This window comes from Roseateles amylovorans, assembly GCF_025398155.2.
GTDB classification, from domain to species: Bacteria; Pseudomonadota; Gammaproteobacteria; order Burkholderiales; family Burkholderiaceae_C; genus Roseateles; species Roseateles amylovorans.
Genome location: NZ_CP104562.2, coordinates 3,660,625 through 3,684,090, shown reverse-complemented (window position 1 = coordinate 3,684,090; position 23,466 = coordinate 3,660,625). Strand labels below are relative to the sequence as shown.

Below are 23,466 nucleotides of genomic sequence, written 5' to 3'. Positions count from 1 at the left end.
TACTTCTCGTCATTATGGACTTCCGTTCTCAGGTGGCGTCGATCGACGCGCTGGCGTCGCACGGTGCAGACGCTCTGCTGCTGGTGATCGGCGGGGATGCCTTGCCCGCCGGTCTGGACAAAACCGTCGCCGCCCTGATCAAGGACGCGATCAAACTGGGTGACTTCGAACTGAAGGCCGGTCAGGCCCTGACGCTGGTTCGTCCGGCTGGTCTGAAGGCCGCACGCCTGGTGGTGGCCGCCAGTGGCAAGTCGCTGAAGGCCGCTCGCTCGGCCGTGGCCAGCGCGCTGGGTCAGGTCAAGGGCCGCGGCGTGGTGAACGCCTCGATCGCCTTCGCCGGCTTCGACGACGGACTGACCGAATCGCTGATCGAGCAGACCGTGCTCGCCGCCGATGAAGCTGTCTACCTCTACCGTTTCACCAAGCCCAGCGCACCGGCCGCGCCCAAGCTCAGCAAGCTGACGCTGCTGGTGGGCAAGGACGATGCCAAGGCCGTCAAGGCCGGCCTGACCCGGGGTCAAGCCATTGCCGCCGGCATCGAACTGGCACGCGAGTGCGCCAACCGCCCACCGAATGTGGCCACGCCGACCTTCCTGGCCGATCAGACCAAGGCCCTGGTGCGCAGCCATGGCATCAAGGTCGAGGTGCTGGATCAGAAGGGCATCGAGAAGCTGGGCATGGGCTCCTTCCTGTCGGTGGCCAAGGGCTCGGACGAGCCGCCGCGGTTCATCGTGGCCCGTTATGAAGGCGCGCCCAAGACCCAGGCCCCGGTGGTGCTGGTGGGCAAGGGCATCACCTTCGACTCGGGCGGCATCTCGCTGAAGCCGGGTGCCGGCATGGACGAGATGAAGTTCGACATGGGTGGCGCGGCCAGCGTGCTGGGCACCCTGCGCGCCGTGGCCGAACTCAAGCCGAAGATCAACCTGGTGGTGCTGATCGCGGCCTGCGAAAACATGCCCAGCGGCCGCGCGGTCAAGCCGGGCGACGTGGTCACCTCGATGTCGGGCCAGACCATCGAGATCCTGAACACCGATGCCGAAGGTCGCCTGATCCTGTGTGACGCGCTGACCTATGCCGAGCGCTTCAAGCCTGCGGTCGTGGTGGATGTGGCCACGCTGACCGGTGCCTGCGTGATCGCCCTGGGCGGTGTGCGCAGCGGCATGTATGCCAGCGACGACGCCCTGGCCGAATCGCTGAGCGCCGCGGGCGAAGCCGCGCTGGACCCGTGCTGGCGCCTGCCGCTGGACGACGAGTACGCCGAAGGTCTGAAGTCCAACTTCGCCGATGTGGCCAACGTCGCGGGTCGCGAGGGCGGTTCGATCACCGCCGCCAAGTTCCTGCAGCGTTTCGCCAGCAAGTACCGCTGGGGTCACCTGGACATCGCCGGCACCGCCTGGAAGGGCGGCGGCGCCAAGGGCGGCACCGGCCGTCCAGTGGGTCTGCTGACCCATTTCGTGCTGTCGCAGGTTCGCTGATCGGCGCAGCGTTGCTGAGTCGCGATCGGAAAAGCAGAAAGGGCGCCGGGTGACGGAGGTCAACTTCTACACCGGCGTGCCGGACCGGCAGGTCTACGCCTGCCGGCTGCTGCGCAAGACGCTGGCCGCCGGCCTGAAGACCGGCGTCTGGGGACCGATGCGCTTGCTGGAACGTCTGGACCAGGCGCTCTGGACCTTCGAACCGGGTGAGTTCCTCCCCCATCTGCTGCTCCGTTCGGACAGCCCCGCGCCGCTGCGCGAGCGCACGCCGGTGCTGCTGTCGGACCGACTGGATGACCTGGTCGGCTGCCAGGCGCTGCTGAACTTCGAACCCGAGCCGCCGCCCGGGCTGGAACGCTTCGAGCGGGTGCTGGAACTGGTGTCGACGGATCCTGAGCAGGTGGCCGCGGGGCGCAATCGCTTCAAGGCCTACAAGCAGCTCGGTGTGACCTTGAACCACCATGTGATTGGCAGCTGATCCGGCCGGGCATCGGCGAGCCGCATCCCGCGGCACGCCAGCTCGGCGCACCACTGCAAAAAAAGACCGGCCTGTGCCGGTCTTTTTTTTGTCTGGATTTCACCGGTGCTGTCCTGTCTGGCGCTGTCCAGATCTTTCTGGATTCGTCTCGTCTCGTCTCGACTGGACTGGACTGGACTCGATTGGCCCGGCCCGGACCGGAGTGGAGTGGAGTGGCCAGGCCAGGACCTCTCCTCCTTTGTGCCGGGCTCGCCGCACGGTGCGGCGGCGGCATCGCTCAATCGGCGCGCATCGCCAGATCGCGCTCGGCATCACCCAGCCAGATCCATCCGCCCTCGGGCAGATCGGCGGGAAGTTCCAGGGCGCCGATGCGCTGCCGATGCAGCGTCAGCACGCGGTTGCCCACCGCTGCCACCATGCGCTTGGCCTGGTGGTAGCGGCCTTCGGTCAAGGCCATCTGCAGGCGGCCATCCGGCAGCACCTCGGCCGACGCGGCCTGCACCGGCTCTTCGGCCAGCGCCGGAATGCGCTCTTCCAGCAGCACGCCTTCCAGCAGACGGCGAATCTGCGTGTCATCCACCGGGGCCTTGCAGACGGCCTGATAGAGCTTGGGCACGTGGTACTTCGGGCTGGTGAGCTTGTGCTGCAGCGGGCCGTCGTCGGTCAGCAGCAGCAGGCCGGTGGTGTCCTCATCCAGGCGTCCAACGGGCTGCACGTCCCGCTCGCGCAGGGGTTCCGGCAGCAGGCTGAGCACGCTGGGATGGTGTTTGGGCTTGCGCGAGCATTCATAGCCGGCCGGCTTGTGCAGCAGGATCAGCGCTTTCTCGTGATACGGCCAGGGCTTGCCTTGGACTTCGAACACCAGCCCGGCGGTGTCGAAGGTCTCATGCGGATCGTCCAGCACGCGGCCCTGGATGGTCACCCAGCCGTGCGCGATCATCGCCGCGCAGGTGCGACGGGTGCCGAAGCCCTGGGTGAAGAGGATCTGCGCAATGGCCACCGGGCGCGCCGGGCGGGCGGCGCGGGGTGGCGTCACGGTGCCCGGCGCCACGGGGCCCGATGCGGCGGGGCTCGACGCAGCGGCCGGCGAGCCTGACGGATCGCCCGGATGGGTGGCGGCGGAAGTGGACGAAGAAGCAGACGAAGAGGGCGGAGCAGAGGCTGTCATGCGCGTATTGTCTCGCGCCACGCCGGAATGTCCGGCAAACCGGTGGCGCTGCGGATCGCGTCCACCACGGCCCGTGCGACCACTTCGGCGGCCACCGCCCCCAGCACGGTCATGTCGCCGTCGACGTCCTGGGCGCCGGTGGCCAGCGCGAACATCACATCGCCGTCCATCACGGTGTGCACGGGCTGGATGCTGCGCGCGAATCCGTCGTGCGCGATCTGTGCGAGTTTCGTGGCCTGGGCCTTGGTCAGTCGCGCATCGGTGGCGATCACGCCCAGCGTGGTCGCGCTGCCGGCCAGCGCACCGCCGGGCCGCTCGCCAGACAACAAGGCCTGTACCGTCGAACGCGGGTGTCCCTGCGCATCCCGACTGCCGGCCAGCACCTCGCCGGTGTGGGGATCCACCACATCACCCACCGCATTCACTGCCACCATCGCCGCCAGCGTCACCCCGCCGACCCGAACCGACGCCATGCCCAGGCCGCCCTTCATCGCCCGGTCCACGCCCAGCAGCTTGCCGACGGTGGCACCGGCACCTGCGCCGATGCTGCCGCGTTGGGCGTTGTCGGCGGTGGCGGCGTCACAGGCCGCGCGTCCGGCGTCGGCGGTGGGGGCGGTGTCAACACCGCCCAGCCAGAGATCGAACAGCACCGCCGCCGGCACGATCGGCACCCGCACCGCGCCGACCGCGAATCCGTGCCCGCGCTCCGCCAGCCAGCGCATCACGCCATCGGCGGCCGCCAGACCGAAGGCGCTGCCGCCGGTGAGCACCAGCGCATGAATCGCCGCCACCGTGTTCTCGGGGCGCAGCAGCTCGGTGTCTCGCGTGCCCGGTGCGGCGCCGCGCACATCAACACCGGCCACCGCGCCGGCCTCACACAGCACCACGCTGCAGCCGGTCGCCCGGCGGGTGTCGGTGAAATGCCCGACCCGCAGGCCCGCAACGTCGCACAGGCTGCCGGGTGAGGGCGAGGTGGGCGCGGATGGGGCGTCACGCCGGGGGGGCGTGGCGGGTGTGGAGCGCTGGGTCATTGGCGAGCGGTGGCTGGGTGCGGGCAGGGTGAGAGCGTGCAGTCGGATGATGCCTCGGCGCCCGCCCATCAACACGCGCTCAGAAGTTTTGATGATCCGATGGTCGCTCGATTCGATGATCGCTCGACTCGACATCGCTCGATCCGACATCGCTCGATCCGACATCCCGCACCATGAGCGACCGGCCACGGACCAGGTTCAGATGCAATGCCACGAGGTTTTCAGGGCCGCAAGCCTTGCACCGATCCCCATCGCTATCGGGTGCCCGTGCCGGTGGTGGTTGCCGGCTTGAGGTTGCCGCAGTCGCTGCCCAGCCATCGGGCTTCGCCGGTGGAGCGCAAGGTCTCGGTCTTGCCGCCGCGCTCGGTGCGAACCTCGGTCTTGGTGGTGTAGCGGTCATCGCCCTGGAAGACCAGCTCGGTATTGCCTTCCGAGGTGGGATCGGCGCAGCGGAAATGGCCGGTCATGACGTTGCCGTTGCGCTTGATGTCGTGGTCGCACTTGCCCTGGGTCTGCGGCAGCATCGCCTTCTCGGCCTGTTCTTTGCTGACGCAGGACTTGATGGTGATGGCGCCGCCGCTGCCGAGGTCCATGCTGACCCCGCGCGAGGCCATCATCTGTTCGACCATCTTGCGCTGCTCCGGGGGGAGGGCGGCCATCTGCTTCTGGGCCTGCTCCAACTGGGCCTGACGCGTGGCATCGAGCTGAGGTTGCTGCTTGATCTCCCACAGTCCGGGCTTGATGGTCTGGGCGACGGCGGGCACTGCGAGGCAGGCCGTCAGCAGCAGGGCCAGAGCGGGGCGAAACGGACGGTGACGGGACCAGGTGGGGACGCCGCCGACACGACACATCGCGTGCAGGCGGGCCCAACGGCGGGGAATCGGCATGACGAACTCCAGCGCCGCGAACGGCCGCGACGCGAGTCGGCAGTGTAGGTCGGTGATCCCCGGCGTCGACTCCCACCAAATGGTGCTTTGCGCAAGGAAAGCGCCTGCGGCGGCACGTTCACTGCGCCGGTTTCGCCCGCCCGCAGGTCCAGGCGACGGCCGGTGATGGCTGGTGATGGCCGGCGAATTCAGGCGGTCGCCCTGCCGTACCGTGGCGTACGGCTAGGGCCCTGGTGTCAGACGAAAACGCCGGCTTGGTCCTGCATCCGAGCGCTGACTTCGCCGAGGTGATGCAGCGAATCGCCGAACTGCATTTCCATCACGGTCAGCCGTTTGAAGTAGTGGCTGCCGACATATTCGTCGGTCACGCCGATGCCGCCATGCAATTGGACGCACTGCTGGCCGACGAAGCGCATGGACTGCCCGAGCTGGACCTTGGTCTGGGACAGGGCGCGGCGGCGGGCGGCGGATGGCTCGTTCAATTTGAGCGTGGCGAAGTAGCTCATGGAGCGTGCGAGTTCCAGCTGCATCTTCACGTCGGCCATGCGGTGGCGCAGGGCCTGGAAGCTGGCGATGGGCACGCCGAACTGATTGCGGGTGTTGAGATAGTCGGCGGTGAGCGTCACGAATCGGTCCATGACGCCGACGGCCTCGGCCGCTTGCGCGGCGATGGCGACATCGATGGCGAGTTCGAGCACCTCCAGGCCGCGGTCGGCGGCGACGAGGCGAAGGGCGGGGGTGTGGGACAGGGTCAGCTCGGCGGCGCGGGAGCCGTCATGCAGCGCATAGGGGCGAAGGCTGAGGCCTTCGGCGTCCTTGGTCACGAGATAGAGCGCGAGGCCTTCGGCGTCCTGTGCGGGCACGATGAAGGCATCGGCCTGATCGCCGGCGGGCACCAGGCTCTTGAGGCCGGTCAGGCGGCCGTCGGTGGCGCGGGTGTCGCAGAGATTGAGTTGGTAGCGTGCGCGGCGTTCCTGATGCGCGAGCACCACCAGCGCGTCGCCACTGGCGATGCGGGGCAGCCAGTCGGCCTGAACCGCGTCGGGCGCCTGGGAGAGCACGGCGGGCGCGACCAGGGCGGCCTGGGCATAGGGCTCCATCACCAGACCGCGGCCCAGTTCTTCCATCACCACCATGGCTTCCACCGGCCCGAAGCCCAGTCCGCCATGGGTGTCCGACACGGCCAATGCGGACAGGCCCAGCCCGGCCAGCCCGTCCCAGACGGCCCGCGAGAAGCCGCCGGCCGTGACGATCTGGCGCCGCTGATCGAAGGAATATTCCTTGTCCACAAAGCGCCGCACCGCATCCCGCAGCGAGGTCTGGTCGTCACTGAAGTCAAAGTTCATTGCTGTCTCCTGTCGTTTCTCGGTCCTGTCGATTCTCGGAAGCATCCGACAAGCCCGCCCGAATCAAGTTCCACGCCCCACCAGCATCGCCCACCGCGCCCACCGCGGCATTGCAAGAGGCGGCGCGCAGCGCTCGCCGCCCCCCAAGCGGAGCACGGAGATCCGGCTCTGCCGGGCTCCTGCTCGCCCCCCTGGGGGGCCGGCGTAAGCCGGTAGGGGGGCTCCCAGCCCAGCGGAGCACGGAGATCCGGCTTTGCCGGGCTCCTGCTCGCCCCCCTGGGGGGGCCGGCGTAAGCCGGTAGGGGGGGTCACCCCAACACCGTTTGGGCGACGATGTTGCGTTGGACCTCGTTCGATCCGCCGTAGATCGTGGTCTTGCGGTAGTTCAGGTAATGGCTGGCCAGCGGCGCGCAGTGCGCCGCACCCACATGGTCGCCTTGCCATCCGGCCTCCATCGCGTCCTGGATGAACGGCGTGGAAAACGGCCCCGCCGCCAGCATCAGCAGCTCGCTGTAGCGCTGCTGGATCTCGCTGCCGCGAATCTTCAGCAGGCCCGCCACATCCAGCGACTGCTTGCCGCTGGTCTCGGCCGAGAGCACCCGCAACACCATCATCTCCAGCGCCACGATGTCGACCTCCAGCAGCGCGACCTGGTCGCGGAAGCGGCCGCCGTCGGCCGCGCCGTCCAGCAGGCCTTCCGCCTTGGCAATGCGCTTGAGCCGCTCCAGCTCCCGCTTGGCGCGGTTCACATCGGCGATGTTGGTGCGCTCATGGGCCAGCAGATACTTGGCATAGGTCCAGCCCTTGTTCTCCTCGCCGACCAGGTTCTCCAACGGGACCTCGACGTTGTCGAAGAACACCTCGTTCACCTCATGCTCGCCGTCCAGCATGATGATCGGCCGCACGGTCACGCCGGGCGATTTCATGTCGATCAGCAGGAAGGAAATGCCGGCCTGGGGCTTGACCGACGCGTCGGTGCGCACCAGGCAGAAGATCCAGTCGCCGTACTGGCCCAGGGTGGTCCAAGTTTTCTGCCCGTTGACCAGGTAGTGATCGCCGCGACGTTCCGCCCGCGTCTTCACCGAGGCCAGATCGGAGCCGGAGCCCGGCTCGCTGTAGCCCTGGCTCCACCAGACGTCGCCACTCATGATGCCGGGCAGATGCCGGCGCTGTTGCTCCAGCGTGCCGAAGGCCATGATCACCGGTGCCACCATCACCGGGCCGAACGGCACCACGCGGGGCGCGCCGGCCAGGGCACATTCCTCTTCGAAGAGATGGCGCTGGATCGCATTCCAACCCGGACCGCCGAACTGCCGAGGCCAGGCCCAACCGTGCCAGCCCTGCTGGCCCAGGATCCGGGCCCAGCGCTGCAGATCGTCCTTGGTCAGCCGCAGGGCGTTGTGCACCTTGTGGCTGATGTCGGGGGGCAGGTGGTCGGCCACCCATTGCCGGATCTCGGCACGGAAGGCTTGTTCTTCCGGGGTGAAGTTGAGGTCCATCGCTTGTCTCCTGAATCGCTGGATCGCAACGCGGTCGCGACCGGCACTCGTCGGCGCCTGGGGTCACGCATCGCGGACTGCGGCAGTTTTTAGCACGCCCGTTCGCTTTTCCCCTGTCTCGACCGGGACAAAGGCTCATCCCGCCCGCGATGCAATGCCGGGGCATGACGGACTGCATCCTGCCTCGCTTCATGCACCGCTTCGTTCACCGCTCTGTTTACCGCTTCGTGCGCTCCGTCTTGCGTGATGCCGCGGCAGGGGCATGGCCGCGCGCCCACCCCGGCATGCGGTGACGCGGTGCATCCCTCTGCGCGCGGGCAGAATGCGCAGCCGACGACCCTTCACCAGCCGCTCCAGGAACCCCCATGACCCCAGCACAGCCACTTTCGCATCCGGTGCTCGCCATTCACGGCGGCGCCGGGACGCTGCTTCGCAGCGGCATGTCGCCTGAGATGGAAGCCCAGTACCGCGCGGCGCTGCAAGCCATCCTCGAGGACGGCGGTCGCGCACTGGCGCGCGGTGCGACGGCGATGGAGGTGGTCACCGAGGCGGTTCGCCGGTTGGAGGAGAACGAGCTATTCAATGCCGGGAAGGGCGCGGTCTTCACCGCTGATGCCCGTCACGAACTGGACGCCAGCGTGATGGACGGTCGCACCCGCGCCGCCGGTGCGGTGGCTGGGGTGCGGCGGCTGCGCAATCCCATCCTCGCGGCGCGCGCGGTGATGACCCACAGCGGCCACGTGATGCTGGTGGGCGAGGCAGCGGAGGCGTTTGCCGAATCGCACGGGCTGGAGACGGTCGCGCCCGATTGGTTCGACACCCCGCAGCGGCACGCGCAACTGCTCAAGGCGCGCGAGCTGGCGCGCGGCCAGATGCTGGACCACGACGGGCAGGCGGCGGTGGCCGGATTGGCGGCCGATCGGTCTGCTCAAGCGCCGTCGCAACTGCGTTCCCCCTCGCCGGGCGCCATTACCGGGCCGATCGACGAGCAGACAAAGTTCGGCACCGTCGGCGCCGTGGCGTGCGATGCGAACGGCCATCTGGCGGCAGCCACGTCCACCGGCGGGATGACCAACAAGCGGCCGGGACGGGTGGGCGATTCGCCCATCATCGGCGCCGGCTGCTATGCGGACGACCGCAGCGTGGCCGTGTCGTGCACCGGCACCGGCGAAGCCTTCATGCGGGCCTGCGCGGCCCATGAGGTCTCGGCCTTGATGCGGCATGCCGGCCTGTCATTGGCCGACGCCTGCCAGCGCGTGGTGTTCGAGGAGCTTGCATTGGTCGACGGCGATGGCGGACTGATCGCGGTCGATGCCGGGGGTCAGGTCTGGATGGGCTTCAACACCGAGGGCATGTACCGCGGCGCGGTCCGGCCGGGTGAGGCACCCGTTGTGGGGATCTATCGCGACGAATGACGAGCGGGGCGAAGGGTCCGTCGATCCATTGATTGAGGGATCGTCCGACTGACCCATCGACCCGACTGACTGATCATTTCAGCCCTTGGGCGATCGCAGCAAAAAGGCGACCCGAAGGTCGCCTTTTTATCATTGCCGACGTCGCTGCGGGTCAGGCTGCGGCCTTGTTGCGCCGACGGCGGATGCCGACCACACCCAACAGTGCGACAGCGGACAAGGCCAGCGTGGCCGGCTCCGGCACGCGCTGGTTGGTCGGCGGCGTGGTGGTGCCGCTGACCGAATAGAGCTTCACAAAGTCATAACCCGCGTAGGCGGTGCCCAGTCCTCGGGTCAGGCCGCCGGTGGTGCCGTCCTTGCCGGTTGCCGTGCCGCCGAGTTGCGAGTTGTAGGCGGTGATCAGCCACCAGCTGGAGCTGATGCCGGCGGCATTGATGGCCTTGTCGCTGCCGCTGACCAGATCGGCATAGCTGCCCACCAGGCTCCAGCCGCCGGACGAAGTCAAGGTGCTCGCGGTCTTGCCGGCGATGGTGGACGAGGGCGTGATGCCGGAGGTCGAGCCGGTGTAGGCCAGCACCGAGATGTCGCTGTCGTATTGCGACCAGCCGATCTTGACTTGCGTCAGCTTCACCAAGTCATCGAACTTCAGCAGGATCAGGTCCTGATAGCCATAGTTGTCGAGGGCATGGTTGGGCGAGGCGGTATCGCCGCTCGGCGCGACAACGCCAAAGCCGCTGCCCGAGTAGTACGCCAGGTTGCTCGCAGCAAACGCACCGGTGCTCACATAGGCGCCGGCGCTGTTGGTGTTGATCGCGGCAGAGTAGGCCGAGTAGCTCACATTGGGCGCCGCATCGCCGGTCTCGGCGCAGTTGGTGGCGCAGTTGCTGGCGGTCCAGGTGGAGGCGGCCTGTGCGCCCAACGGCAGCAAGGCCATCAGGGCCACGGAAGCCAGTCGTTGAATCAATCGTTGTGGTGCGTGTGCATGGCGCATGTCGTTCCCCGGTCCCGCCGACGTATCGGTGTCTTTGTTGGTGCAGTCGTGACCAGTAAAGCAAGCCCCGGGCCACCCGTCATGAATCCTTTGGCGACAGGCACTTGAATTGCCCTGGCGCCGATTCCTGGGGTGCCAATGTAAATTTTCCTGACAGCGCGATCAGCCCCTCACCTGAGGGTCTGGCTCAGGGCCAGCGCCTCCTTGTGGCTCTCGAATGACGTGCTGCGCAGGGCGGCGTCCAGTTCTTCCCGCGCCTCCGCCTTGCGACCGGCCTGTGCCAGCGCGGCGGCCAGGTGGTAGCGAATCTCCGGATTGGCGGGCTCGCGCAGGCGCGCATCCCGCAGCAGCTGCAGCGCACGATCGCGGTTGCCGGCCAGGTGATGGGCCCAGCCGGCAGTGTCGATGACCAGCGCATTGCGTGAATCCACGGCCAGTGCCCGGTCGCCCAGGGCGGCCGCGCCGGGCGCATCGCCCAGGCGGATCAGAACGTTGGCCTGGTTGTTCAGCGCTTCGACGTCCGAGGGGCGCAGCTTCAGCGCCCCGTCATAGCTGCGACGGGCCGCGCCGAAGTTGGCGGCGCGGGCCTGGGCATCGCCCAGCGCCTTCCAGGCAACGACGTCATTGGGATGGGTCTTGAGCCAGCGTTCCGCGAGGTCCTGGGTCGCCTTGCCGGCGCCGTCCTGCGCCGACATCGCCCGCATCAGCGCCAGCAGGCTGCCGCTGGTCGGCTCGACTTCATGCGCCTTGCGCAGCGACTCCAAAGCTTGCGCCGATTGATTGCGGGACTGCGCCACATCGGCCAGCAGGGTATGGCCTGAGGCCCGACCGGGTTGCAGCTGAAGAACCTGGCGCGCCTGTTTTTCCGCCAGCGTCGCATTGCCCTGGCGCAGGGACACGCTGGACGACAGCGCCAGCGCGGGGATGTGCTGTGGCGCGGCGGAAAGGGCCTTGTCCAGGCTGTAGGCCGCGCCGGTGAGGTCGTTGGCGGCGAGCTGCAGCGTGGCGATGTCCACCAGCGCCTGCGGCTCGAACCCGGAGCGCCGGGCGGCGCCGTTGAGCGTGGACCGCGCCCCCGTGGCATCCCGGTTGGCGAGCTGGGCGCGGGCATAGGTGGTCATCGCCTGAACATCGTCCGGCGTCTTGGCCAGCAGCCGCTTGGCCGCCTCCAGTGCCGCGCCCGCCTGGTCCTGGCGCATCAGCCAGGCGACCAGCGCCTGATCCGCCCGGGTCTGGCGGGGCGGACTGGCCTCCACCGCCTTCTCCAGCCAGCGGCGCACCTCGGCCGTCTGACCGCGCGCCTCGCCCAGCAGGGCAAGTTCATAGAGCACGTCAGGGTTTCGTTCGTCCGCTTTCAGCAGGGCGTCGAGCCGCTGCTGGGCCGCCTCCCACTGGCGCTGTGCGATGTCCAGGCGCGCCAGCCCCAACTGGGGTTCGACCAGCGAGGCATCCAACTGCAGTGCCTGCTGAAAGGCCAGACGCGCGCCGCCGAGATCGTTCGCCGCACGGCGGGCCACGCCCAGCATCATCCAGGCAGCGGGATTGGCGGGCTGCTGCTTGACCAGCCGTTCGCCCACGGCCACCGCCTTGGCGGGCTGTCGGTTGCGAAGGTGCAGGGTGGCCAGCGCCATGCCGGCATACGACTGCTTCTGATCGCGCTGGAAGGCTTTCTCCAGCTCATCGACCGCACCGCCCAGTTGACCGCCGCGCATCAGCGACAGGCCCAGCGCGGTGTGGAATTCCGGCGCATCCCGGCCCCGCAGCGCGTCCTGCATAAGGGCGGTGGCGCGCGCGTGGCGGCCCTGGGCCATCTGCAGCGAGGCCATCATCACCAGCGCCTGGGCGTCACCGGGGAAGGCCTTCAGGTAGGCCTCCAGCACCTCGCCGGCGCGTTCCAGATTCGGCTCGGCCGCGTAGACCTGGGCCAGCAACTTCGACAGCGGGCTGTTGGGTTGCTGACGCTGCGCAGATTCGAGATAGGGTTTGGCCTTCTGCAGTTCGCCCAGGCCGTAATGGGCCAGGCCGTTGAGCATCAGCGCCTGCGGGCGGTAGCGGATGAAGTCGATCGGCACCGGATCGAGCTGCGACGTCACCGCCTTCAGCGAGGCCTTTGCCGCCAGGCCGTCGCCACGCCGCTCGGCGAGCACCGCGTTCAGATAGAGCGCGCGCGGCTCGGTCGGCGCCTGCTTCAACAGCCGCTGGAGCACGGTTTGGGCGTCGTCGTTGCGGCCCAGGTCGACGAGGATGCCTATGCGCGCCAGTTGGGCCTCCAGATGGCGACCGTCCGCCGCGAGGGCGCGGTCGTAGCCTTGGAGCGCCTCCTCCAGACGGGCCTGGACATGCGCAATGCTGGCCCACTGGTAGAGCGCCTCGGCGCTGCTCGGCGCGAGCTTCAGCGCGCGTTCGGCCGCCACACGTGCGGCATCGAACTGGCGCAGGCGCAGGCGCAGCGGCACTTCGGCCAGCCAGGATTCGGCCGTGTTCGGGTTGAGCGCGCGGGCATCGTCGATGAGCGCCTGGGCTCGCGCGGTATCGCCCAGGTCCGACGCCGCACCGGCACGCACCAGCAGCAGCGGCTGTCGGATGGTGTCGGGCAGACCGTCAGGCGACAGCGCCGCCAGCTTGAATACCTCGGCCTGCTTGCCCTGGGCCACCAACGCCTGCGCCAGCGGCACCGCCACTTCGGCGCGGTTGATGCCCAGCTGCAGGGCTTCGTTGAACTCGATTTCCGCCGCCGCGGCCTCGCTGCGCGACAGCAGCGCCTTGCCCAGCAGCACATGCACGCTCAGCATCCGTGCGTCCTGCTGCAGCGCGTTCTTGAGCTGAAGGATGGCGCCGTCCACATCCCGCTGCTCGAAGCGCTTGAGCGCGTCCTCGTAGTAGCGCGAAGCCTTGACGCTGTCGGCCAGCGCCGGTCCGGTCAGCATGACCAGCACCGTGGTCGCGAAGGCGGCAGCGGTGCGGCGTCGGAATGAGCTCATGGGATTCCCGGGAACCCGCGCGGGCCGCTGTCCGCCGTCCGACGCCGCCCCTGGGGCAGGTGCGGCCCGTGGGGCGTGGCGCGGCCGGCGGGGCTTATTTGCGGTAGTTGTCGAAGGTCAGCGGCAGGTCCGCCAGGTCCTTGCGCAGCACGGCCTGGGCCGCCTGCAGATCGTCCAGGGCCTTGCCGGTGATGCGCACGGTATCGCCTTCAATGGCCGCCTGCACCTTCAGCTTGCTGTTCTTGATGGCGGCGACGATCTTCTTCGCTTCGGCCGCTTCCAGGCCGGCCTTGATCTTGTAGACCTGCTTGACGCGGTCGCCGCCGAGCTTCTCGATCTTGTCCTGCTTGTCGACGAAGCCCAGCACCACGCCTTGCTTGGTCAGCTTGGCATAGAGCACGGCCTCGATCTGCTCGAGCTGGAACTCGGCATCGCCGGTGGCGTGGATTTCCTTTTCCTTCTCCTTGAACTCGATGGCGGCGCTGGTGCCCTTGAAGTCGAAGCGGGTGGCGATTTCCTTGGTGCTGGCGTCCACGCTGTTGCGGACCTTGACCATGTCGGGTTCGAGAACGGTGTCGAAGCTGGGCATCGTGAGGTGTACGGCTGAGAGGGAAGAATGCCGGCCGGCGTCATCGAGACCGGTGCCAGCGCGCGGTGTGAACCGGCGCGGGCCGGGCGGCGGAGATATTGGGCGAGAATTCTGCCATGCAGTCCGCCCCCATCACCCCCCCGACCGAGCGCCGAGAAGGCCTGATCATCGAGACCGACGTCAACCTCAAGCCCTACAACACCTTCGGCTTGCCGGCGGTGGCGCGGCGGTTGGTGCGCATCCGCGAGGAACTGGACGTGCGCCGGGTGGTCGATCATCCGGAACTGGGCCGCTCGCCCAAGTTCGTGCTGGGGGGCGGCTCCAACCTGGTCCTGACCCGCGATGTCGACGCCGTCGTGCTGAAGATGGAGATCCCCGGCCTGCGGCTGATCGAGCGCGAGGACGCCTGGATCATCGAGGCCGGCGCTGGCGTGGGCTGGCATGAGGCGGTGGCCTGGTCGATTGAGCAGGGCATTCCCGGCCTCGAGAACCTGGCGCTGATCCCGGGCACGGTCGGCGCAGCGCCGGTGCAGAACATCGGTGCCTACGGCATCGAGATGAAGGACCGTCTGGAGAATGTCGATGTCGTGGACCTCACCACCGGCCGTCGCGTGACGCTGCCGGCCGAGGTCTGCCGCTTCGGCTATCGCGACAGCGTCTTCAAGCAGACCGGCTACGGTGGCCTGGCCGGCAAGAGCGTGATCACCACGGTGCGGCTGCGCTGCCCCAAGCCGTGGCAGCCGCAGCTCGGCTATCTGGACATCGAACGCAAGATCGCCGAGACCGGCATCGTGGCGCCCGACGCGCGGCAGGTGTTCGACTGGATCTGCGAGATCCGTCGCGCCAAGCTGCCCGACCCCGCGCTCATCGGCAACGCCGGCAGCTTCTTCAAGAACCCGGTGGTCAGTGCCGAACAGTGCCGGGACATCATCGCCCGGGATCCGCACATCGTTCACTATCCGATGCCCGACGGCAGCTTCAAGCTGGCCGCCGGCTGGCTGATCGATGCCTGCGGCTGGAAGGGCAAGAGCGTCGGCGGCGCCGCGGTCTATGAACGCCAGGCGCTGGTGCTGGTCAATCGCGGCGAGGCCCGGGGGGCGGAAGTCGTCACCCTGGCGCGGGCGATTCAGGAAAGCGTCTATGGCCGCTTCGGAATTCGGCTGGAGCCGGAGCCGGTGGTCGTTTGAAGCGCCGCAGGCGCCTGCGCGCCATCGGCTCTCTGAACCAACCGGCCATGCCCAGCCGTGTTTGGCCGCGCGTCGCTGCGTTTCGACGCGATCAGGTGGCCGCCTCGGGCCCCGCCGGCGGTGGAGCAAAGCGCTGCAGGCAGGCCTGCAGCGTCTCCAGGTCCACAGGCTTGGACAGGAAGGCGCTGATGCCGGCTTCATCCGCCCGCTGGCGAGATTCCTCAAAGGCATCGGCCGACAGCGCCACGATCGGCAACTGACCGCGCGGCGCCGGCAACTCGCGCATGGCGCGGGTGGCTTCGAAGCCATCCATCTGCGGCGTGTGCAGGTCCATCAGCACCAGATCGAAATCCTGCTGCCGCAAGGCATGCAGCGCCTGGAGTCCGTTCTCGCACAGGATCGGATGGTGGCCCAGCTTGTTGAGCATGGCCTCGATCACCAGCCGATTGGTCGGATGATCCTCCGACACCAGCACCCGCATGCCGGCCACGGGCGCCGCCGGCACCTCCAGCACTGAGGGCAGGGGACCCGGACGCGCCGCGGTGCCTGACTGAGGTCCCGGCCGCAGCGGCAGGGTGAGGGTGAAGCGGGCGCCCTGGCCGGGCGCGCTTTGCACATCGATGTCACCGCCCATGGCGCGGGCCAGGCGTCGGGAGATCTCCAGTCCGAGTCCGGCGCCGCCGTGGCGGCGGGAGGTGCTGGCGTCGCCCTGACTGAAGCGCTGGAACAGGCGCGCCAGCGTCTCCGCGTCGATGCCGGGACCGGTGTCGCTGACGTCGAAGATCAGCAGGTCCTCGCCCAGCGGGCCCACACCGCGCTTCAACTGACAGCCCACCTGACCGCGGTCACAGAACTTCAGCGCATTGCTCAGCAGGTTCATCAGGATCTGGCGCAGCCGTGTCGGATCGGCCTGGACCCAGGTGGGGACGTCGTCCTCCATGCGGAACTGCAGGGCCAGGCCCTTGGCGCTGGCCTGCGGCCGGCTCAGTGCTTCCAGTTCGCGCATCAGCGCACTGAGCTGCAGCGGTTCCGGCGCGATCGACAGCCCGCCCGCTTCCATGCGGGTCACATCCAGGATGTCGCCCAGCACCGCCAGCAGATGTCGGGCGCAGTCATTGGCGGCCTGCCACTGGCCCTGCTGGGCGGTGTTCAGTGGCGCCTCCTTGAGCATGCCCAGCATGCCCAGCAAGCCCTGCAACGGGGTGCGCAGTTCGTGGCTCATGTTGGCCAGGAAGACGGTCTTGGCGCGGTTGGCAGCTTCCGCATCCCGCTGGGCGTCCTGCAGCCGCGCGGCCAGCGCCTCCTGTTTCCGGCCATACCGCTCCAGGCGCCGGAACTGACGCATCGACACCCAGGCAAACAGCACAATCAAGGCCGACAGCACCGCCGTGAGACCGAGGCTCACCAGACTCTGGCTGCGGATGACCTCATTGCGATGGGTGACGTCCTCCGCCACGTGATGGGTGGAGGTCAGCGAGAGCTCGCGGATCGGCTCGGCCAGCGGCTCCATGCGTTCGATGACGTCGCCCAGCCGCTCCGGGTGCTGACGGATCAGGGCGGCATCCAGCGGCAGGGCGTCGGCCCATCGGATGAAGTCCTTGGTGCGCGCCAGGGTGCGCTGGTAATCGGGATGGCGGGAGAGCACGACGGCCGCATGCTCGCTCTCCACCAGGTTGAGCCGGCTGACGAAGATCTCGTAGCGCTGTGCCACCTGATCCGGGTCAACCACCAGGCTGGGACCGGCGGCCTGCTCCAGCGCCAGGCGCAGCTTCAGGTATTCGGTCTCGAACTGGAACAGGCTCCAGACGAGGTAGTCGTCCTGGTAGCGCCGCGTCCCGTTGAGCAACTGGTATTGCCGCGCCTGCAACCACGCGACGCCGACCAGCGCCAGCACCAGGAACAGGCTCATCGACGTCATCAACAGACGCCATCGACGGCGAAGGGCAAGGCTGCGGGACTGGGAGGCCATGGTCAGCGAAGCTCCAGGCGCTTGAGCTGCCAGGCGGAACGACCGTAGTAGACGCTGTTGCGGAGCTCGGCGTGGCGGTCGAAGGGGTAGATGATGAACAACGGTCCCTTGTCGCGCAGGGGCATGGGCTGGTCGTCGATCAGGCGCGCCACGATGACGTCGTAGCGCTGGATGTCCGCCACGGGCAGGATCACCTTGTAGTCGTTGATCGCCTTGGCCTCGATCGTCTGACCCTGCGCGCCGACCAGGTTCAGCACATCGCGCAGCAAGGGGCCGGTGAACTTGCGGGCGGTCGGGTACCAGGGCGTCTGGGTCCGGAAGCTGACCTGCGGCAGTCGCTCCAGCATTGCCATGTCGAATTCCGCCCGGCCGCCCTGGTTGGTGTGCCGCAGCGCGCCGCCGATGCTCAGCACGACCGGCCCGGTGGGCGCCGTCAGCGGCGGCGACGGCGCCGTGCCATCCGCCAGAACGGGCGATCCGCTCATCGACAGAGCACAGAGCAGCAGCCCGGTCAGGGCGGAACGGCGCGCGGGCAGCATGGGAGCGTTCGACAGCCCTTTGTGGGGGCGGCGGCGGTCAAAACCGCGCATGGTAATCGGCAGGGCCGGCGCCGCCAGCGCCGGTACCACCCGATTACAGGGGCCCGAGTCGGATTTACGCCACAGTGAGGGCATGACCCGATCCGGCCTCGCAGCGTCGCCCGACCCCCGTGTGCTGTCGCTGCGGCGACAAGGCCGCCACCGTCCAGCCCGGAAGATGCCACCATTCGAAAGACAACAGGAGACAAGCCCGATGATGCGCGTGGTCACCCCTCGTCCCGAACAGGCCGCTGTGCAGTACAGCCACTGGCCTGCCCGTCTGCCCCGCCAGTTGGCGATTCCGCAGACCTCGCTCTGGTTCAACCTGGAGGTGGCCGCCACGCGGTATCCGGACAAGGCGGCCACCCAGTTCCTGGGGGCCACGCTCAGCTTCGACGGCTTGCGCCGTCAGGCCGAGGCGCTGGCAGGCTGGCTGCAGGCCCAGGGCGTGACCAAGGGCGAACGGGTGGCGCTCTTCATGCAGAACTGCCCGCAATACCTGATCTCGTTCTATGCGGTGAACCGGGCCGATGCGGTGGTGGTGCCGGTCAACCCGATGAACCGGGAGGACGAGTTCATCCATTACCTGACCGACCCGCAGACCCGGGTGGTGATCTGCAGCGGCGAGCTGGCCGGCATCGTGCACGCGGCGGCGCAACGCCTGCCCGAGTCCCAGCGTCCGACGATCCTGGTCACCCACTATGGCGAGATGCTGCCCGAGGGCGGCCCCGATGCGGACTGCGGCGCGCCGGCGCCGATGGTGGCCTGGCTCACGGCCCGTCACGCGCTGCCACCGGGTGCCACCGCCTGGCCGCAGGCGCTGGCGGGCGGCCATTTGCCCGGGCCCCACACCGCCGGCCCGGATGACCTGGCCATGTTGCCTTACACCTCGGGCACCACCGGTTTGCCCAAGGGCTGTGTCCACACCAATGCCACGTTGATGTCCAACAGCTGCGGCGGCTGCCAGTGGGGCCATGCCAGCGCGGAATCGGTGGGCCTGGCCGTGGTGCCGATGTTCCACATCACCGGCACGCTCTACGGCGTGCTCGGACCGGTGTTCATCGGCATGACGCTGGTGATCATGCCGCGCTGGGATCGCGAACTGTGCGGACGGCTGATCTCGCGCTATCAGGTCACTCATTGGACCTGCATCCCGACCATGATCATCGACCTCTTCGCCAGCCCGAACTACCGCAGTTTCCAGCTGGGCAGCCTGCGCTACCTGAGCGGGGGCGGGGCGGCGATGCCCAAGGCGGTGGCCGAACGGCTGCAGGAGGAGTTCGGCCTGACCTTCGCCGAGGGTTACGGCCTGACCGAGACGGCCGCGCCCAGCCACGGCAATCCGCCGGAGCGCGCCAAGCTGCAATGCCTGGGCATTCCCCTCTTCGGCGTGGATTCGCGCATCGTCGATCCGACCTCGCTGGAGGAACTGCCGGTGGGTGAGGTGGGCGAAATCATCACCCGCGGGCCGATGGTGTTCAAGGGCTACTGGCAGCAGCCGGAGGCCACCGAGGCGGCCTTCGTGACGCTGGACGGCCAGCCGTTCTTTCGCACCGGCGACCTGGGCCGCATGGACGAGGAGGGCTATTTCTTCATCACCGATCGACTCAAGCGCATGATCAACGCGAGCGGCTACAAGGTCTGGCCCTCGGAGGTGGAGATGCTGCTCTATCGCCATCCGGCGGTTCAGGAGGCGTGCATCATCGCCGCCAAGGACGCTTACCGGGGCGAAACCGTCAAGGCCGTGGTGGTCCTGCGCGCGGAAGCGCGTGGCAAGGTCACCGATCAGGACATCATCGGCTGGGCCCATGAGCACATGGCCGCCTACAAGGCGCCGCGGGTGGTGGAATTCGTCGAATCGCTGCCCAAGTCCGGATCCGGCAAGGTGATGTGGCGACTGCTCCAGGAGCAGGAACCCAAGTAGGGCGCCCCCTCTCGCACCGAGGCGCAGCACCGACGCGTTGCCCCGCCCTCGGCGGCGACGCACTCCGACCCCCTCGCCGACGGCCCTCTGCGACGGCTCCCCCGCCGACTCCCCCATCGGCTCCCCCCTCCGAGGGCGCCTCTCCGACTGGCGTGGCGACGTGATTCGCGCAAGACTTCGTCCATGCGTTCCTCAGGGGCGCAAGGCATCCCGTCGAATCCATTCACAAGGAGTGATCGCATGAGCAGTACCGCCTCATTGGGCCTGGGTGTGAACCTGGGGGCCGGCCTGGGCACCGGCCTTGGATTGGGCCTTGGCGCCGGACTGGGCCAAGGTGCCCACGGCCTGGAAGTTCAAGGCGCCGGCCGGCACGGCCCCACGTGCGCGCCCGGCCCATCTTGCGAGTCCATCGCGCGCTGGAGGGATTCGCCTGCGCCGATCGAGGCCCTCGACCCGTTGGCGGCGGTCGCCCAGTCTCAGGACCTCGCCCTCAAAGTCGCCAAGCTGGAGACCACCGTGGATCACATCAAGTCAGAAACGAGCGAGCTCAAGACCGAGCTGCGGGACTTCCGCCAGGAGGTCCATTTGGCCATCACCGCCATCCGGACCCATGACTTCCGCATCCTGTTCGGCGCGCTGATCGCCGTGGCGCTGGGGTTGACGGCGGTCATGGCCAAGGGCTTTCACTGGATCTGAGGCCCCCGCGCTGGTGTTCGTCGCCCGCTGCGTGCGCCCCAGTGCGTGCGCCCCAGTGCGCGCGCCCCAGTTCACTCGCCCTGGTCGATCCCGGGCCGTGGGACTCAGAAGCCGGAGCCCGGCTGCTTCAGAAAGTCGATTTCCTGCGCCGTGCTCTCTCGGCCCAGGATGCGGTTGCGGTGGGGGAATCGGCCAAACCGCTCGATGACCTCGCGATGCCGGCGCGCATAGTCCAGCGCATCCTTCAAGCGTTCATCCTCTTCGGCCAAGGTCTCGAACCACTGCACGCTGCGTTGCTGCATCGACAGGTCTTCCGCATGCTCCAGCGGCATGGCGATGAACCAGCGCTCCAGCACCGTCATTCCCTGTACGCGAGGCAGCAGATCAAGTGACAGCGGGAGTGCCAGTGCGTCACCTGCAAAGGCCTTCGGCGTGTCCCGGTGGATGTTGCGGGTGAATTGGTCCAGCAGCAGCAGGCGAGCCAGTGCGCCCCAGGGCGTATGGTCCCATTCGCGCAGTTCGCCGCGCAGTGCCCGCTCCACCGGCTCACCAAAGCGCTCGCGCAAGGAGGCATCGAAGGCCGCGTCCTTCTTGAACCACTTTGGCTGGATCTGGCCGTCCTCGACGCTGCCCGGCACCCCGAACCATTCGTTCAGCACCCGCTGCGCGGCTGCGGGCGTGAGCAGGCGTTGCCAGCGGGGATGGCTGGCGAGCCAGTGGCGCACGTAGCTGCAGCCGGGCACCAGTTGCAGCGGCACCGGGGCCAGCCACCGCACAGCGGCCTCCACCAGTTGCCCGGCCAGGCCCTGACCGCGCAACTGGGCCGGCACCCCGGTGTGGGTGATGATCAGCTGTTCGCCATGGCGCTCATAGTCCAGTCGGCAATGCAGCCCGGGTTGCGGCTGCGCCAGAAAGCATCGGGTCTCGGGATGATGCTGGATGACGATATTCACGCTGCGACTCCATTCAAGGCCTCCCTGCCGAGTTGTTGCCACAAATAGCTGAACTCCAGGGCTTGCAACAGAGCGCGCTGCTGGTTGTCCGCAGCGCCTCCATGGCCGCCCTCGATGTTTTCGAAATAGAAGCAGTCCTGGCCCAGATCGGCCAGCCGCGCCGCCATTTTCCGCGCATGGCCGGGATGCACACGGTCGTCACGCGTGGAGGTGGCGAACAGCGCCCTTGGATAACGGACACCGGCGCGGAGGTTCTGATAGGGGCTGTACTTGGCAATGTGAGCCCAATCCTCGGCGTCATCCGGATCGCCGTATTCCGCCATCCAGGAGGCGCCCGCCAACAGCAGGTGGTAGCGCTTCATGTCCAGCAGCGGCACCTGGCAGACCACCGCACCGAACAGCTCGGGGCGCTGCACCATGCAGGCGCCCACCAGCAGGCCGCCGTTGCTGCCGCCCATGATGCCCAGTCGTTCAGGGCGGGTCAGGCCGCGGGCGACCAGATCCTCGGCCACGGCGATGAAGTCGTCGAAGCTGCGCTGCTTGTGCTCGCCGGTGGCAGCTTGGTGCCATTGCGGTCCGTATTCGCCGCCGCCCCGGATGTTGGCCACCACCAGCCGGCCGCCGCGGGCCAGCCACGCACGGCCGTTGCCGCCGGAATACCAAGGCTGCAGCGACACCTCGAAGCCGCCGTAGCCATACAGCAGCGTCGGCGTGTCGGCGCCGGCATCCGCACGTCCGATGACGAAGTAGGGCACCTGTTCACCGTCCGCGCTTTGGGCGAAGCGCTGCTGCACTGAAAGCCCGGTCGCATCGAACTGCGCGCCGCGCTGCTTGAGTGGCTCCCGGTCGTCGATGCCGGCCTGGGCCAGGCTGACGCTGTCCGGACTCAGGAAATCGCTGTAATGCAGCAGATAGCGGTCGCCGAGCGGATCGTCCGACAGCTCGGTGTCGTGCAGGCTCTGCACGCTGAGCGAGCCGGGGAAGGGCGCCTGCACCGCCCGCGGCGTCGGGGGCTGGGCCGACAGGTCCCACTCCTCCAAGCGGCTGGCCACATGTTCGCTGATGGTGAGCAGCACATGGTGATGGGTCAGCGAATAGTCATCCAGCGAGCGGCCGGACGAGGGGCTGAACAAGGTCCGGACCTGCCGGTCACCGAGCCAGAACGCGGCATCATCGAGCAGCAGCAGCGATCCGGCGGGATGGGTGCGGCCCGCCACCGTCCAGTCGCTGCGCGGGCGCAGCAGCCACCAGGCGCCATGGGCATGCACGCTCATGTCGCTGGGCAGGTCGATGGGCAGGAAATCCCCCTCGCGCCAGAGGAACCGGGCCTCGTTGTAGAAATCGAGTGAGCGGCTGAAGAACACGCGCTCGTGGCCCGGCGTACGGTCCACGCTGGCCGACACCGACACATCCGAGGCCTCGCCCTCGAACAGCACCGGTGCGGAGGCCAGCGGCGTGCCGCGCACCCATTGCCTGATCTGGCGGGGATAGCCGGAATCCGTCAGTGACCCGGGGCCGAAATCGCTGCCCACCAGCAGCGTGTCCTCATCCAGCCATTCCACATCGCTTTTGGCTTCAGGGACGAAGAAGCCGTCGGACTCGGGCGGAATGAACTGCAGCGTCTCCAGGTCGAATTCGCGAAGTTCATGGGCATCGGCGCCGCCGTCGGACAGCGACACCAGGCAGCGCCGATAGTCCGGTGCCAGTGCGATGGCGCCGTGGAACACCCAACTGCGTCCTTCTGCGCGCCCCAGCGCATCCAGATCCAGGGCCACGCGCCACGGCGGTTCGGCCAGACGGAACTCCTCCAGCGTGCAGCGCCGCCACAGGCCGCGGGGGTGCTGTTCGTCCTGCCAGAGGTTGTAGAACCACGCGCCACGTCGCGCCACATGCGGAATGCGGTCCTTGGCATTGAGCAGCTGCAGCAGGTCCTGGCGAATGGGCTCGAACTCCGGTCGCGCCTTCAACACCGCCAAGGTGGCCTCATTGCGCTCCCGTACCCATTGCAGCGCACGTTCGCCTTCGGCGCCGTCCAGGGCTTCGAGCCAGAGGAACGGATCGTCGGTGCCGGCGTCGGGCGCCGTGTCGGTGTCGGTGTTGGTATTAGCCGTCGATCCCGCGAGCCGGGCGGGTTGGCTGGGCGCAGCGTCGGCATCCGCGGGTCCGGCGGGGGCGGCGATGGCGTCGGTTCGGGGTTCTGTCTGCACGTCGGCGTCTCCTGGTTTCTTGCGTGTGCTGCGTGTCCTGCCCGTCACGATGGCTGCGGCCATCTCTGTGGCATGCGCGATGCCTGGGGGTGTGA

18 protein-coding genes are annotated in these 23,466 nt (G+C 68.1%); 6 read left to right on the top strand and 12 right to left on the bottom strand.

Features of this window, described 5'->3' with window-relative positions; translation table 11 throughout:
* The first annotated feature begins 14 nt into the window (after window positions 1–14).
* Window positions 15–1,475, top strand: a complete 1,461-nt coding sequence (locus N4261_RS15205) for a leucyl aminopeptidase (RefSeq protein WP_261756140.1) — start codon at window positions 15–17, stop codon at window positions 1,473–1,475.
* A gap of 49 nt (window positions 1,476–1,524) precedes the next feature.
* Window positions 1,525–1,953, top strand: coding sequence for a DNA polymerase III subunit chi (locus N4261_RS15200; RefSeq protein WP_261756139.1), 429 nt, complete (start codon window positions 1,525–1,527; stop codon window positions 1,951–1,953).
* Between the two features lie 277 nt (window positions 1,954–2,230).
* Here the strand turns inward: N4261_RS15200 and N4261_RS15195 are convergent, their stop codons facing one another.
* The 5 genes from N4261_RS15195 to N4261_RS15175 all read right to left on the bottom strand — a co-directional run bounded on the left by N4261_RS15195 (window position 2,231) and on the right by N4261_RS15175 (window position 7,884).
* Window positions 2,231–2,953: a pseudouridine synthase gene (locus N4261_RS15195; RefSeq protein ID WP_261760718.1), complete on the bottom strand. Its 723-nt coding sequence runs from the start codon at window positions 2,951–2,953 to the stop codon at window positions 2,231–2,233.
* A 164-nt stretch (window positions 2,954–3,117) separates the two neighbouring features.
* Window positions 3,118–4,152, bottom strand: coding sequence for a P1 family peptidase (locus N4261_RS15190; protein WP_261756138.1), 1,035 nt, complete (start codon window positions 4,150–4,152; stop codon window positions 3,118–3,120).
* Between the two features lie 254 nt (window positions 4,153–4,406).
* Complete coding sequence (locus tag N4261_RS15185; protein ID WP_261756137.1) at window positions 4,407–5,039, bottom strand: DUF3617 domain-containing protein; 633 nt, start codon at window positions 5,037–5,039, stop codon at window positions 4,407–4,409.
* Window positions 5,040–5,275: 236 nt separating this feature from the next.
* Window positions 5,276–6,385, bottom strand: a complete 1,110-nt coding sequence (locus tag N4261_RS15180) for an acyl-CoA dehydrogenase family protein (protein ID WP_261756136.1) — start codon at window positions 6,383–6,385, stop codon at window positions 5,276–5,278.
* A gap of 308 nt (window positions 6,386–6,693) precedes the next feature.
* Window positions 6,694–7,884, bottom strand: coding sequence for an acyl-CoA dehydrogenase family protein (locus tag N4261_RS15175; RefSeq protein WP_261756135.1), 1,191 nt, complete (start codon window positions 7,882–7,884; stop codon window positions 6,694–6,696).
* 365 nt (window positions 7,885–8,249) lie between these two features.
* Between N4261_RS15175 and N4261_RS15170 the strand changes: the two genes are divergently transcribed.
* Complete coding sequence (locus N4261_RS15170; RefSeq protein WP_261756134.1) at window positions 8,250–9,299, top strand: isoaspartyl peptidase/L-asparaginase family protein; 1,050 nt, start codon at window positions 8,250–8,252, stop codon at window positions 9,297–9,299.
* A gap of 151 nt (window positions 9,300–9,450) precedes the next feature.
* Here N4261_RS15170 and xdp1 read toward each other — a convergent pair whose 3' ends face one another.
* From xdp1 to N4261_RS15155, 3 genes are all read right to left on the bottom strand, one after another.
* Window positions 9,451–10,260 carry an exosortase-dependent surface protein XDP1 gene (xdp1, locus tag N4261_RS15165; RefSeq protein WP_261756133.1) on the bottom strand — a complete coding sequence of 270 codons (810 nt, stop codon included), beginning with the start codon at window positions 10,258–10,260 and terminating at the stop codon, window positions 9,451–9,453.
* 197 nt (window positions 10,261–10,457) lie between these two features.
* Window positions 10,458–13,268 carry an XrtA/PEP-CTERM system TPR-repeat protein PrsT gene (prsT, locus tag N4261_RS15160; RefSeq protein ID WP_261756132.1) on the bottom strand — a complete coding sequence of 937 codons (2,811 nt, stop codon included), beginning with the start codon at window positions 13,266–13,268 and terminating at the stop codon, window positions 10,458–10,460.
* 94 nt (window positions 13,269–13,362) lie between these two features.
* Window positions 13,363–13,857 carry a YajQ family cyclic di-GMP-binding protein gene (locus tag N4261_RS15155; RefSeq protein ID WP_261756131.1) on the bottom strand — a complete coding sequence of 165 codons (495 nt, stop codon included), beginning with the start codon at window positions 13,855–13,857 and terminating at the stop codon, window positions 13,363–13,365.
* Between the two features lie 161 nt (window positions 13,858–14,018).
* Here N4261_RS15155 and murB point away from each other — a divergent pair, with 161 nt between their 5' ends.
* Window positions 14,019–15,044: a UDP-N-acetylmuramate dehydrogenase gene (gene murB / locus N4261_RS15150; protein ID WP_261760717.1), complete on the top strand. Its 1,026-nt coding sequence runs from the start codon at window positions 14,019–14,021 to the stop codon at window positions 15,042–15,044.
* 91 nt (window positions 15,045–15,135) lie between these two features.
* On the opposite strand, the gene N4261_RS15145 is transcribed toward murB, so the two are convergent.
* Both N4261_RS15145 and N4261_RS15140 read right to left on the bottom strand, forming a co-directional pair.
* Window positions 15,136–17,013, bottom strand: coding sequence for an ATP-binding protein (locus N4261_RS15145; protein WP_261756130.1), 1,878 nt, complete (start codon window positions 17,011–17,013; stop codon window positions 15,136–15,138).
* Between the two features lie 2 nt (window positions 17,014–17,015).
* The gene (locus tag N4261_RS15140) at window positions 17,016–17,552 is read right to left on the bottom strand and encodes a putative pterin-binding protein (protein WP_261756129.1); all 537 of its coding nucleotides are present in this window, start codon (window positions 17,550–17,552) and stop codon (window positions 17,016–17,018) included.
* Window positions 17,553–17,808: 256 nt separating this feature from the next.
* Between N4261_RS15140 and N4261_RS15135 the strand changes: the two genes are divergently transcribed.
* Window positions 17,809–19,515, top strand: coding sequence for a long-chain fatty acid--CoA ligase (locus tag N4261_RS15135; protein ID WP_435532067.1), 1,707 nt, complete (start codon window positions 17,809–17,811; stop codon window positions 19,513–19,515).
* 240 nt (window positions 19,516–19,755) lie between these two features.
* Complete coding sequence (locus tag N4261_RS15130; RefSeq protein WP_261756127.1) at window positions 19,756–20,211, top strand: hypothetical protein; 456 nt, start codon at window positions 19,756–19,758, stop codon at window positions 20,209–20,211.
* 104 nt (window positions 20,212–20,315) lie between these two features.
* Here N4261_RS15130 and N4261_RS15125 read toward each other — a convergent pair whose 3' ends face one another.
* Entirely contained in the window at window positions 20,316–21,164 is an 849-nt protein-coding gene (locus N4261_RS15125; protein WP_261756126.1) for a DUF924 family protein, read from the bottom strand.
* Window positions 21,161–23,371 carry a prolyl oligopeptidase family serine peptidase gene (locus N4261_RS15120; protein WP_261756125.1) on the bottom strand — a complete coding sequence of 737 codons (2,211 nt, stop codon included), beginning with the start codon at window positions 23,369–23,371 and terminating at the stop codon, window positions 21,161–21,163. The genes N4261_RS15125 and N4261_RS15120 overlap by 4 nt, the downstream gene beginning before the upstream one ends.
* Window positions 23,372–23,466 lie beyond the last annotated feature (95 nt).